Below are 13,636 nucleotides of genomic sequence, written 5' to 3'. Positions count from 1 at the left end.
TTTAGAACTTAACTTCACCTTCAACAAACCACTCACGTCCACGTGCGTTATACACGCTGCGTGGGTAGTGAGGCCATGATGTTGCAGTTGGGTCGAAGTTCGGGCCCGCGTCAAAGAGGTTAATAACACCAGCTTTCACTTTAATCGAGTCAGAGATGGTGTAACCTGCAGTTAGGTTCCACTTAGTCTGTGATGCGACTTCATGATCTTCTTCAATAAACTCTTCACCCGCTTCAATAGCAGCTTCTTTGAATGACTTATACTGAATACCGTGCATACGCGCAGTATGGTAAGCGCCAAGTGTCGCTTCGAAGTCCTCAATGAAGTAACCAATGATCAAGTTCGCGCGGTACTGAGGTAAGCCACCGTTGTCGATATCATCTTCAACAGGATCGGTCTCGGTTAGCTGGTACTCAGAGTTGAGAATATAAGTACCGCTAAAGTTAAGCTTTAACTCACCAAATTTGTTGAGATCCCATGTGTAGCCCGCTGTTAAGTCTAAACCGCGGACTTTTTGATAGGCGAGGTTCTGTGCAACAGCGTTAATGTGGGTAATGGTGCCATCGTCATCACGGGTGATCATGTCTTCATAGAGTTCATAGTCACGTGCCGCTTGTTGAGCGCTGATATCGCTCACCATGTCGTCAAGTTTCCACTCCCATAGATCGAATGAAGCATCGAATGCATCACCGCCCCATACAGCACCTAGGTTGGCTGTGTAGCCTGTTTCTGCTTCTAGGTCTTTGTTTGAACCTGTAGTGGTATCGATATGTAATTCATTACAGATCTCATCTAAGGTTTTATTATCTGGGTACTTAGTACCTGGTGTTCCGCCCATAGCCTGACACTGTTTAAAGTCAATAACGGTGTTGAAGCCGTTAGTCGGGTCGCCATATACGCGGTGCATGTCTGGTGCACGGAATACAGAACTCCAAGAACCACGAACGAGTAATTCTCTCACTGGGCGATATTCAACCGCGATCTGTGGTGATAGATTGCCACCAAAGTTATCGTAGTGGTCATAACGAAGCGCCGCATCGATAGTTAGGTCATCAAGTACTGGAATGCTAACTTCTGCATAAGTTGCCCAGTTTTTACGTTCACCAGCACCAGATGAACCGCCTTTGCCTAAGATATTGCCATTTTTAGATTCTGAGTCTGAATCTGTCTCATAGCTTTGAATTGTATACTCAGCACCAAAAGCGAACATGGCATCGCCTGCATCCATCTCAAATAGTGAGCCTGTGATGTTAGCCTGTACGTTCTTCTGAGTAGACTGCGCTCGCTCAAATGAACTGTACGCTGTTTTTTCAGCATCTTCAGCCGAGATATTTTCGAGTAGAGAGTTACCATTTTCGCCAGCGGTGATGTAGTCAAACATGCCGCCAACCGTTGCGTTACCGCCGCCAAACACATCGACGCTAGTACGGCCGTAGTTAACCGATGCGTCCCAGTTGTACTCGTCGGCAATTAAACCTTCAAGGCCTGCGGTGAAGAAATAGTTGCGGGTTTTAGTTTCAGTCGTACGATTGCCTAGCTCGTGTAAACGGCGAGCATAGTAGTATGAGCCGTCTTCAGCGTTGGCAAAGTCACCATTGAGCGCTGTTGACTTATCAGCAAACACCTTGCTCATATAGTTGTCATCGCCTTCTTTACCGTAACTTACGGTTAGCTGGTCGCCATCAACAGTAATGTCATAGTCATCGAATGCCGACGGCTCGATGTTAGTGACAGATTTTGCTTCTGAGTAATCTAAACGACCTACAAAACTGGTGTCATCATTAAGCTCATAGTTGAAATTAGTCGAGCTGATAAAGCGTGAGCTTTCAGGTTGAAGGTCACGCCAAGCAGAGCGATCAAAGCCACAAGTACTGCCTGTCCATAGGAAGCCACCTGCTTCACATTCTTCAGCGGTTAGTACGCGTTGGCCAGTAGGTGTTACGCCATCGACTGTGACACCCGCAATTCTCGCACCGTAAGAGCTGTACCCTGAGAAGTCGCTATGAGGTACATTGTCGGTGTGAAGACCAAAGTTTTCTCTGTCAGTCGCTTTTAGAGATTCATTGTCTTGGAATTCGATAAAGGTCGATACATTACCTCTGTCAGATGATGCTCCGAGAGATAGGGCTATGCGGTCATTGGCACCACCGCCGTTTGTTGTATCGCCATGACGATATTTAATTGCCACGCCTTCAAAATCTTTTTTCAAGATGATGTTAATAACACCACCCACAGCATCGGCACCGTAAATTGCCGAACCACCAGATTGTAGAATTTCAATACGCTGTACAGCTTCCATAGGAAGGTTTGCAGTATCAACGAAGTTATCTGTACCGCCTGCTGGCTTTGGATACTGGTTTAGGCGTTTACCATTAATTAGGGTAAGAGTACGGTTTGCGCCAGCGCCGCGAAGGCTAATTGAAGAGGCTGCAGGTGTAAAACCATGTACAGACTGAGTTGTCATTGCACCAGTGGTTGAGGTTAGACTTTCTAATGCATCTTGAACGTTAGTGAAACCCTGTTTCGCCATTTCGTCTGCACTTAATACGGTAACAGGTGTAGCAGTTTCCATATCACTGCGTTGTATACGCGAACCCGTTACTTGGATACGTTCAACATTCTCTTCATCTGCTGCAAGAACAACTGGCGAGCTAAGCGCTGCAGATGCGGCGCCTGTAGCTAACGCAAAGCGCACGGCTTTGGCCAATCTTGAGTTAAACTGCATATTATTACTCCCTTGGAACTTATATTTGTTTTATGTTTTTTGTTAAGTAACGTCTTCTTAAGGTGTTGCGAATGTATGTAAAAAGATGTCCTTCGGCAGAATGTAAGCACAACTCAATAACTGGAGCAACATGCTGTTTACAGGTGTTTTATTTGCCTGTTTTATTGCAAAACATCTTTTTGTTAACAGAATTGCATCCTAGTTATAACGTTGAGTGGTTAATTGTGCTTGCTTCGTTATAGTTGTTTCGGTGTTGTGGCTTTTGTGTTTTTGCTACTAGCGTGTGGTGTTGCGATATTTTTAATGTGGTGTGGTGTTTGTGTTTGTTTTTACTGGTGTGTACAGGTGAGTATTCTGTAGAGTGTGAGCTTGTATAAAAAACCTTAAATGTGAAATCTGTCACATTTAAGGCTCTGGGGGCGGTATCTAATTTGAGGAATGTTGCCAATAGGTTGGCTATTTCTTACCAAGTGTTTGTACAAAAATTGATGTACATAATAGCCATTAACTTTTTAATACCTTTCTGCTATTGAGGATACTTGCCCTGTAATGGTGTAAGTATCGAGTTGCAACATAAGTGACCACCAAGGTTGCCACAATTAACTCAACTTTAGCGGTGATAAGTAAGTCAAAGGAAAGCACACTTGAGCCGTATGTCGCTGTCAGCCAATGTACTGTTTTAAATAGTGCCGTTGCGCCGATAACCATGGGAAAGGTGAAAGCCGCATAGCCTGGTGAAAAGGGTAGTCTGAGTAAATGAAAGAAAGCGAGATAAATAACACTTGTCATCAGTAGTGCAAGTGTGAGTAAAGCACCAACAACAATGAGTGATGGATCAGTGGATATTGTTAAGTAACCTGCTAATGAAAGACTGGCTGGTGCTGCTAAAATCGCAATTGTGGGCTTTGCGGCATCGGCAATAGGTGCGCAGAAAATCAAACGGTAGAGCATTATTGGCAGCATCACCAGATAACTGGTTATTCCAAAAGTGAGAATTGCATTAGCTAGCCATTGATATTGCATTTCAGAACCATGAGGGAAAGACACTGCCGCGACAATGATCCCAATGGGTGGAACGAACCAACTAGGCACCATATGCTCGAGCTTAAAGTCGATGGCGCGGTAGTAGACAAACATAGCTAGAAATACAATATGGATAGCGATAGCTAGCAGCCAAAGTCCAACCCCTACAGCGTGATTGAACTTTCCTAAAGACGCTGATACCACCATTAACCCCATTGCAAAAGTTGGGATCACACTGCCAACGACAGGGTGGGTGAGTTCTTCAATAAGTACCTGTGGATGAAGTACAAATTTAGCGACTAACATAAGCAAAAGAACAGCTGCAATGGATGCGCCGACCAATTGTCCCTGACCATCCATATTCGGTAACATACTCTCCCATGCCCAACCTAAGCTGGCAATAGCTAATGCTAGCCCCGCCATAGGGCTAGGGAGGCGTGATACTCTGTGCCTGAGTTTGTTGTTTGTGGTGGTCATTACATTATCCTAAATCCAGTTTTTATGGCATGAGTTTAGAATGAACTCGCAATAAATTAAACTGAACTAAACTTAATCTTTGGTTAAGTTTTTTTTACTGCTTAAGTTACCATTAAGGTTTGAGTTTGCAACGCAGCAAAGTATGCCCAAGACCTATGTTGTCTATGTCTTCATCGACAAACAGGCCTGCTTGGCTGATCAGTTTTAGCAGGGTTTTACTGTGATACATGCGGCTATTACCGTTGGCAATAGCGGTGAAATACAGCGAAGTGGCATTTACGCAATAAGCACCAGCTTCGAAAGGCTGTCGATCCCAGAAGGTCTCTAGGATGCACAGTTCGCTGTTAGGGGTCATTACTGACGCTGCCCGCTTTAAGATGCTAAGGATCTCTGTTTCAGAGAAGCAGTCTAAAAACTGGCTCATCCAATACAGGTCGCCATGCTTACAAAATGGTTTGCTCTCATCGAGCAGATCGGTAACGAAAGGGCTGATTCGTGCTGATACACCCGCTGCCTTAGCGTTTTCCATCGCGACTTGTAGTTGTCCTGGCAGATCCATAATCGTGACTTTGACTTGATTGTCGAAGCCTGTACAGGCTAATGCCCATTTACCAGTATTGCCACCCACGTCGACGATATGCTTAGGCTTAGCTTGAAAAATCAGTGGGAGTAAAGACTCAAACGCATGATCTGAGTAGTAGTGATCGAACTCAAACCAACTTTTCTTAATTTCTTCAGGTAGTTGACTTAAACCGGGATAGATTGTTTGCCAATCGCCTAATGAGGCCAAACCTTTGGGTTTGCCTTCGATAAGTGAAGCCTCTAATTCAAATAGGCCTTGATAGCAGACATCGTGGGTGAAGTTGAGGTTGGTCTTTGCCATATCATCATGCAGCAAGAAATGGCCGATTTTATCGAGCACATAGTTTTCATCATTTAGATATAACAGCCCCATGCTCAGTCCCATATCGACTAATACACCTACGGCATATTCGGACAGTGTTGTTTGTTGTGCTAACTGCTTAAGACTGCTTCCGTTGTTGCCGCTGTCGGAGATGAGTTGCAGTAAGTTAAACTTTAAAAGGCAGCGTGCAACCTGAAAACTAATGGGAGCAAAAGCGATTTTTTGTGCTTCAAATTTAGCATTGAAGGCACTGATAGAAAGCGGGGAACGATAAAAAGACATAAGTTAAACCAAGATAAGCTTCGAGAGTATTAGTGGAGCGAAATTTTACATGTTACAGTTTGTTAATTGTTTGAGCTTGATCCTAATTCATAGGGTTAAGTGCGCATTTGAACCAATGTAAAGTGGTTTTGTCTGTTTAACCAGCATATTTATTAGTCTATAGGGAGCAGATATGCTTGTACCTTTGACCTATGTGGGCCGTCAATCAAATCGTAGCGATGGTCAAGCACGGCGTATTGAAATATTAGAAGCAACTTTACGCTTAATCGTTAAAGAGGGGATCCGCGGCGTTCGACATCGTGCCGTCGCAACAGAAGCCAATGTACCCTTGTCATCAACGACCTATTACTTCGATGATATTAAAGACCTGATTAGTGACTCACTAACTTATTTTGCCGAGAAAACGCTGTGGATGAATAAGATATTGGAGCAGAAGAGTTATGCTTTGGTCGAGAGTGTAAGGTTAGAGCAAGAGACAGCCGATGAGCCACAGATGAAAAGCTTTATTGTTGAGAATTTGAGCCTGTTTATCTGTGAGCATATTAAAGAGCAGTTAGCTCACCGAGACGATAGAGTGCTCGAGATGGCATTTCATGAAGAAGCCTTGCGTAACCCACAGTTAGCGGCCGCGATTAGTGTACTAGATGAAACCTTTCTAGTGAGTATCAAGCAGTTCTTTGCGGGAATGGGCTCAACGACGGCCAATGAAGATGCCCATCAGGTGTTAGCCATCATTAAACTTCTAGAGTATCAGTACCTTCTTCGGGGGGAGTGTGATGAACAGCAGATGTTGCTGATAGTTGGTTCGACCGTTAGCCATATCGTGATGGCAATAAAAAAACCAAGCTAAAGCTTGGTTTTTTTATTGGGCCGGTTCGGTTATTGAACGTTTTCAGCGTCGCTAAATTGGCCTTGGAACAGTACTGATGAAAGGTAACGTTCTGCCGCCGATGGCAAAATAACCACGATGTTTTTACCTTCAAATTCAGGCAGTGCGGCAATGCGGTTAGCAGCTACAACGGCTGCGCCCGATGAAATACCGACTAAAATACCTTCCTCTTTCATTAAACGTTGAGCCATCTCAATGGACTCTTCATTGGTTACCGCCTCGACACGGTCGATAAGAGTAAGGTCTAAGTTGCCAGGAATAAAACCTGCGCCAATACCTTGGATTTTGTGAGGCCCCGGTTGTACCGTTTGACCCGCGAGTGTTTGCGCGATAACGGGCGAGTCCGTTGGCTCAACTGCGACAGAAGTAATAGCCTTACCTTGAGTGTTTTTAATATAACGGCTAACACCGGTAATCGTGCCACCAGTACCCACACCAGCAACCACTACGTCAACCTCGCCATCGGTATCGTTCCAAATTTCAGGACCTGTGGTCTTTTCATGGATTTCTGGATTCGCAGGGTTATTGAACTGCTGTAACAATACATACTTTTCAGGGTTTGATAGTCTGATCTCTTCAGCCTTGTCAATTGCGCCCTTCATGCCTTTAGCACCTTCGGTAAGAACCAAGTTAGCACCAAGGGCTTTGAGTAGTTTTCTACGCTCTAAACTCATGGTATTTGGCATAGTCAGGGTTAATTTATAACCACGAGCGGCTGCAACATAAGCCAGAGCGATACCTGTGTTACCCGATGTTGGCTCGATAAGCTCCTGCTCTTGTGTTAGAAGGCCTTTTTTCTCAGCATCCCAAATCATATTGGCACCGATTCGGCATTTCACGCTAAAGCTTGGGTTACGAGCTTCAACTTTGGCAAGTACTCGACCATTGCTTACACGGTTTAGGCGGACAAGAGGGGTGTTACCGATTGTTTGTGAATTATCTTCAAAAATTTTGCTCATGGCTTGCTTGCTCCTTTATATGCACAGCTAAATCATAATAGGCTTTTGTCGCAATAGAAGTGATAGTTTGTTCTTCTTTATTCCTTTTGGTTATTAAAGCGTTTGCTGTTATTCATAAAGAGCGGTTTTGCTGCTGAAATGACATGTTAACATGTTGTTATTTTGAATGGTTTTGTCAGTTTTACTTCAGCGATATGAGGATAAGCCTGTCATTTCCACGGTTTATGAGGACGCTTGATGAGCCAGCAGCAGATAACTAAACAGGATGATCCCAAGACTTGGGTTACGCCTTTTGCTTTCGATGTCGCGCCTAATATTTTGTATCTACCATTAGCCAGCCCATTAAAAAGAGGCCTATCGATGTTGATTGATGGCCTATTGGTTGCTGTTCTAGCTGAAAGTGCGGGTTGGCTCTTTATCTTGTTGGTATTAGGAACGCTGCTGGTGCAGAAGCAGAGTAAAGCTGTGGGGAAGGCGTTTAAGTGGGGCTTATATCTATTGATGCTAGTTGTGTTGCTCTCATCGCTGGTCGGCTATTTTAGCGATGTGACAGTTAAGGCACCTCAAGACAGTGATTTGGATTCTAACAACATAGTCTTACCTGAAAATAGTCAAGGCGGCTTAGCAACATTGACAGAAATGGCCGGTTACATCCCAGCTGTGATTGTTGCCAGCCAATGTGAAGATTTTGCCTGTGCGCAAAAGAGTATTGCCGAGGTGAAGAGTGCGTTAGCCAACACCAGCCTGAATACTGAAGCGCAGAGTAATATTATTAATGATCTCGTTATTGATCTGCCATTAACTATGGCTGAAAAGCAGCAACTACATGAGTCCTATACTGAGGTGGGTGTTAGTGAAGAGCCCCCCGTTGCCATTGCGAACAGCAAAGCAGAACTCAACGACCAAACCGTAGGCAAAAACGGTGTCACCGAATTAAGTTCAAGTGGGGGCTCGGTTGTCTCTGAATTAGAAACGCGGATACAAGAACTTGAAACTATTGCGGCTAAATTAGAGCAGCAGGCGAAAGAGCAAAGTGCAGCCCACGAGCAGCGGGTTAGAGAGATCAGTAAAAATAGTGATGAGAGCAGTAGTCCGTTGGCATGGATAAATGGTTTACTCAATGATCTTGGCTTAGGTTTTGGCTGGGCTGCCTTCTATTTTACGGTATTTACTGCGTGGTTTGATGGCCAAACTTTAGGTAAAAAGTTATTTGGGATCCGTGTTATTCAGCTTGATGGCACCAAAATTTCCCTATGGGATGCTTTTGGCCGCTACGGTGGTTATGCGGCAGGCTTTACCACTGGTTTATTAGGTTTCTTTCAGATTTACTGGGATGCCAATAGACAGGCAATACAAGATAAAATTTCCGCAACTGTAGTGATCGATGTGCGTAAAACACGCCATGAAGTTGCGTTAGAACATGCACCAATCGATAACAAATCCAATCAACTAGCCATCGATAATGGGTCAACTATTTGACATTTGTGCTACCGTTTTATCTTAACAGGCGTTAAGCTTCGCGGTATTAAACCAATCAGCATAAAAAGCGCATAGGCTGATTATGGGACAGGGTTATGTTTCCCTTTTAATTACGAATAGTTAACTGATTTAGAGCCTAATATAAAGCTCGTTAACTGAGTATAAAAGGAGTAGGTGAAAGGAGAGCTGGTTGCGAATTTTAGTGGTTGAAGATAGTCAAATGGTATCAAGGGTGATGCGGCATCTGCTTACCCAAGAACTCCGTTGTGAGGTGGATGTCGCACCGGATATGGCAAGCGCAAAGGTGCTGTTGGCGCAAAATGAATATTTTGTAGCAATCACAGACTTAAACTTACCCGATGCCCAAGAAGGAGAGATAGTTAAGTTTGTACTGGCAAAACAGATCCCCTGCATCGTACTGACAGGGAGCTGGGATGCTGAGCAGCGTGAGCGTCTGCTGCAGCTTGGGATCGTCGATTACGTGTTTAAAGAAAACCGTTTTAGCTATGAATATACCGCCAAGCTGGTTAAGCGTTTGCGCCGCAATCAAAGCGTGAAAGTGTTAGTCGCCGATGACTCTCTGGTGAGCCGTAAATTTATCCGTAGTTTACTGGAGCAGCATCTGTTTCAAGTGATCGAGGCTGATGATGGTATTTCCGCGTTAGACACCCTGAATGATAACCCCGATATTAAGTTATTGATCACAGATTATAATATGCCCGGACTCGATGGATTTGAGCTGATCATCAAAGTTCGTGAACAGCTCAGTCGTGAAGAGTTGGCGATTATTGGTTTGTCTAGTGACAGCGATGAAAGCCTTTCAGCACGCTTTATCAAAAATGGGGCTAACGATTTCCTGCAGAAGCCTTTTGTTCATGAAGAGTTTCACTGCCGAGTGTTGAACACTCTCGATGCGCTGGATATGGTGATACGGCTTTGGGAGCAGGCCAATCTAGATTATCTAACTAATGTCTATAATCGACGTTATTTCTTTAACTTATATGAAGAAAAACTGACTGCACTCGCTCAAAAACAAGGCTCACTGTCAGTGGCACTGCTGGATATCGATTTTTTTAAGAAGGTTAACGATACCTACGGCCATGATGTGGGGGATGAGGTTCTGATTGAGTTTGCTAACAGATTGCAACAATCATTCTCTGCCCACTTCACGGTTGCGCGCATTGGTGGCGAAGAGTTTGTGGTCGGGTTTAGGGGCCTTAATGTTGATAAGGCTTACGTGCTTTTAGATCGGTTCAGGATACAGCTAGAATCAACCCCTTTTGAGACCTCAAAGGGGCTGTTAAACATCAGCGTGAGCACAGGGGTTGCCGAGTTTAACCATGATGAAACAGTCGATGATCTATTAAATCGAGCGGATCAGGGCTTGTATGAAGCGAAGGAGGGCGGACGTAACTTAGTCTGTATCGTAGAGGGTTAACTTGGTTTCCTATCAGATAACAGAGATAAAAATCAGCCAAAAGGCTGGTCTTTATCTCTCAGTATCAATTCTCTGACTTCCCCTGATAAGCCACTAAAGTAGCCAAGCGTAGCTGACCTTCATAAAGTAGCTTTCTTCGGTTTTCATGAGCGAGTCTATGGTGTCATCGGCCTTTATACCATCGGAGTAGCCTAGATAGAATACGCTCTGAGGGTTGAGTTTATAGCCGTAGAGGATCTCATTACCTAGCTGTTGATAGTGCTCATTTGGCTTACTGTACTGATACAAACTGGCATCGCGTTCGATATCGGTGTAGACACTCGATATGCGAATAAAGTTGTGAATATCGATATACCAGCTAAGACGCAGATCGCTTAAGTTAGCTGTAAACAGACGTCCATCATCCACATCCATAGTGCGATAAACATGAGACAATTCGAACTCTATTGCGTCAGTGACTTTCCAATTTATACCTGGATTAAACATCACCTTAGTGCCTAATTGGTCGTTGGCAAAATCGATATCATCGCCGTAGTTGATATCTAACTCTAGAAACAGTGTACGGGTAGGTTTTATATTAGAGTAGAGCCAGCCCATGGTCTCGTTGAACATCTGGGTGTTACCATCAATCGCTAGTGACGCACCATTATGGCGACGTCCAACTCGATCACGGTTTACCACACCAAAGGCGGTATAGCTTTGCCATTGGCCTTGGAGCTCCATTTTGGCCTCGATTTCTTGCTCAAGCTTTTCACCTGCCTGATTATGGCTAATATCCCAATCGCCACGCAGTTCTACTTGGTTGAAGAACCCCTGCTGTGGATACCAAGTATAACCGCCGCCAGTGACAAATTTGCTAAAATCGACTCTTTCGATAAAGCCCAAATCGGCTCGAAAGTCTTCACCAATTGATTGGTATTGAGCAAAGAGATCCCAGCTTCTGGTTTCCCTTTGATATTTCACTAGATACATGTCATCACTAAAGTCTCCTTGCTTCTTGGTACGCAGTACACGCTCGTTTATCCCGCACTCAGAAAGGTCACAGTTATTTTGCGGTAAACAATCCTCAGTACTACAAAAAGATCTATAAAGGTCAACTGGGTACTCAGTGTTAGATAACACATATTGCGCCGTGAATGTATCGTGCTCGGTTGGCTGGTATTTGGCATCGAGACTGGTGACGTAGTTATGGTAGTCATCGCTCTTCTTTGCGGTGACTAACGCCCCAATGGATAATGGTTTGCCAAGATCTAAGCGATAGCGGCCTGCGAAGTTTTGGCTTTTCTTATCTATGCTGGCTATATCTGAGCTTAAATTGCCCGGTACTAGAAAGTTGGTACTGGTGTCATCGGTTATTAATGTCGCGAAAGTGTGGTCACCCACTTTGCTGGTCAGTTTTAGTCCGTAATCAGGTGCGCCAATATTGCGCGTGTGCAGTAAGTTAAGCTGGGTATCGAAATAATCCTTATTGTCTAGGAAAAACGCCCGTTTCTCCGGGTAGAAGAGGGCAAAGGTACTATTAATATCCAGCTGTCCAGCATCGGCTTCCACCTGCGAGAAATCGGGGTTAATCGTGGCACTAAGCAGAGTACTAGGGGTGATCCCCCAACGCAGGTCTAAGCTAGGCTCGATCTTATTTTCACTATTCCAGTCACTGTTTTCTTGATGGGGGCGCTTGCTATTGCGATTAAGCACAACAGATGGGGTAATTTGTAAGTCGCTCCCTTGCTCGATATTGGCAAGTCCAGTGGCGATACCTAACTGACAGAGTTGGCAGTTGTTGTTTCTATCGATTTGATGGCTAGAGATGCGGTGCTCTTCGTTTCGAGGGTAGAAACGGATAAACTCAACCCCCCATTTTTGTTCGGCATTGTTATCAAAGTTTAACAGCCTAAAGGGCAATTCTATCTCGACTTGGTAGCCCGACTCGGTGCGCTTGGCTGCGCTGTACCAGATCCCATCCCAAGCATCACTTTCGCTGCCTGTTAACTCATTCTCGATTGAGTCCATTTGTACGCCATAGGCATTGACGAAGAATTGATAGGCTAATCTAGCATCATTAAAGGTATCGAGCTTTATCCCAACAAGGTCATCGCCCCAAACACTGTCTCTGTCACTTAAGTTCGCGCGGATCTGCTCAGGAGCAGGATCTTGTGCGCTAAAGGCTAAAAATAGACTAGATTGGGTGGCGTAGACTCTAACTTCAGTTTGCACCGGAGCGGCAATGTTCTCACCTGGTCGAGTCTCAAATTTAAGGTTCGCAATCGCAGCTTGTTGCCACTGGGGCTCATCAAATTCGCCATCAATTTCAATAGCGGCTTCAAGTGTTGGGATCTGAATATTGAATTGCGATGACAATCCTGCTTGGCTAGGAGTCGAGGTAAAGGCACTTAAGAGAAGTGCTAAGGGTAAAAAGCTTTTTTTTGTCATTTGTTATAATTGTTACTGCACTGTTATTTATTGAGATTGTGCCAGATTTAGCCCTCGAATTGGACAGCAAAAGTTGCAGGATATTGTTACAAAGCTTGTCTTGCCGCCTTGCCCTTGTCTTGTAGTAGGCAGTTTGACGCTAAACAAGCATGGTCAGAGAAGCTGGGTGGGTGTTATAGCGTTAACAAAAAAGCCATGTCGAGACATGGCTTTTTAGTAGTAATCAGATGATAGCTAGATTTAGTCAGGCGCTATGACATCATTCTTATAGGCGCTGCGATACTTATCGACCCACATGGCGGTTGCACCGCAAATCGCTACCGGCATTACCACGAAGTTCAAAATTGGGATCATTGAGAACAAGGTGACCGAGGCACCAAAACTAAAGCTACTGCCCTTGGTTTGATTGAGGGCAAACTTCATGTCTTGAAACGGGACTTTGTGGTTATCAAATGGATAATCGCAGTACTGAATCGCCATCATCCAAGCACTGAATAGAAACCATAATACTGGTGCTATGGTCTGCCCGACAAAGGGGATCCAAAACAGCAGTAAAAAAACGATGGCTCTTGGCAGGTAGTATTTCAGCTTCATCCATTCTCGGCCCATGATCCGTGGTAGATCCTTTATCAGGTCGATACCGCCACCGGTGTTAAGCGGCTTGCCTGTGAGTTGTTGTTCAACCTTTTCGGCAAGCAAACCGTTAAAGGGGGCGGCGAGCCAGTTCATGACGGAGCTAAAGATAAAAGACAGCACAACCAGTAGCGTAAGGACAGCCAGAGGCCATAGGATGAAGTTAAGCCAGCTTAAATAATCCGGGAGCTGCGTCGATAGCCAGGCAAACACGTTTTCAAGTTGGCCAATGGCAAAATAGATAAGACCCGAAAACAGCAGTAAGTTGATTGAGAGCGGAATAAAGACGAATCTTCTCAATCCTGGTTGTTTGATGAGGCTAAAGCCATCGAGGAAGTAATTTACGCCGCTTTTTTTTTGTACTTGTTTGGTTTTATTCATAGATAGATGTAGGTTA

At 44.5% G+C, this 13,636-nt stretch carries 9 protein-coding genes; 3 read left to right on the top strand and 6 right to left on the bottom strand.

The features are described 5' to 3' along the window. Window position 1 precedes the first annotated feature (1 nt). The 3 genes from K5Q92_RS16820 to K5Q92_RS16810 all read right to left on the bottom strand — a co-directional run bounded on the left by K5Q92_RS16820 (window position 2) and on the right by K5Q92_RS16810 (window position 5,411). Window positions 2-2,725: a TonB-dependent receptor gene (locus K5Q92_RS16820; RefSeq protein WP_220770084.1), complete on the bottom strand. Its 2,724-nt coding sequence runs from the start codon at window positions 2,723-2,725 to the stop codon at window positions 2-4. A gap of 504 nt (window positions 2,726-3,229) precedes the next feature. Then, window positions 3,230-4,225 (bottom strand): TDT family transporter, encoded by a 996-nt coding sequence (locus K5Q92_RS16815; RefSeq protein WP_220770083.1) that lies wholly within the window; start codon window positions 4,223-4,225, stop codon window positions 3,230-3,232. 112 nt (window positions 4,226-4,337) lie between these two features. Continuing rightward, entirely contained in the window at window positions 4,338-5,411 is a 1,074-nt protein-coding gene (locus K5Q92_RS16810; RefSeq protein ID WP_220770082.1) for a methyltransferase, read from the bottom strand. A gap of 172 nt (window positions 5,412-5,583) precedes the next feature. Between K5Q92_RS16810 and K5Q92_RS16805 the strand changes: the two genes are divergently transcribed. Then, entirely contained in the window at window positions 5,584-6,261 is a 678-nt protein-coding gene (locus tag K5Q92_RS16805) for a TetR/AcrR family transcriptional regulator (protein ID WP_220770081.1), read from the top strand. 29 nt (window positions 6,262-6,290) lie between these two features. Here K5Q92_RS16805 and cysK read toward each other — a convergent pair whose 3' ends face one another. Beyond that, the gene (gene cysK / locus K5Q92_RS16800; protein ID WP_220770080.1) at window positions 6,291-7,259 is read right to left on the bottom strand and encodes a cysteine synthase A; all 969 of its coding nucleotides are present in this window, start codon (window positions 7,257-7,259) and stop codon (window positions 6,291-6,293) included. 237 nt (window positions 7,260-7,496) lie between these two features. Between cysK and K5Q92_RS16795 the strand changes: the two genes are divergently transcribed. After that, window positions 7,497-8,738 (top strand): RDD family protein, encoded by a 1,242-nt coding sequence (locus tag K5Q92_RS16795; RefSeq protein ID WP_220770079.1) that lies wholly within the window; start codon window positions 7,497-7,499, stop codon window positions 8,736-8,738. 190 nt (window positions 8,739-8,928) lie between these two features. Next, the gene (locus K5Q92_RS16790) at window positions 8,929-10,176 is read left to right on the top strand and encodes a response regulator (protein ID WP_220770078.1); all 1,248 of its coding nucleotides are present in this window, start codon (window positions 8,929-8,931) and stop codon (window positions 10,174-10,176) included. 93 nt (window positions 10,177-10,269) lie between these two features. Here K5Q92_RS16790 and K5Q92_RS16785 read toward each other — a convergent pair whose 3' ends face one another. Beyond that, entirely contained in the window at window positions 10,270-12,606 is a 2,337-nt protein-coding gene (locus K5Q92_RS16785) for a carbohydrate binding family 9 domain-containing protein (RefSeq protein ID WP_220770077.1), read from the bottom strand. A 240-nt stretch (window positions 12,607-12,846) separates the two neighbouring features. Beyond that, window positions 12,847-13,620: a sulfate transporter CysZ gene (gene cysZ / locus K5Q92_RS16780; protein ID WP_220770076.1), complete on the bottom strand. Its 774-nt coding sequence runs from the start codon at window positions 13,618-13,620 to the stop codon at window positions 12,847-12,849. Between the last annotated feature and the right edge of the window lie 16 nt (window positions 13,621-13,636).

Source organism: Shewanella sp. MBTL60-007 (assembly GCF_019654915.1).
Taxonomy (GTDB): Bacteria; Pseudomonadota; Gammaproteobacteria; order Enterobacterales; family Shewanellaceae; genus Shewanella.
The sequence above is the reverse complement of the archived record's forward strand: the minus strand, read 5'-3'. Positions and strand labels throughout refer to the sequence as shown.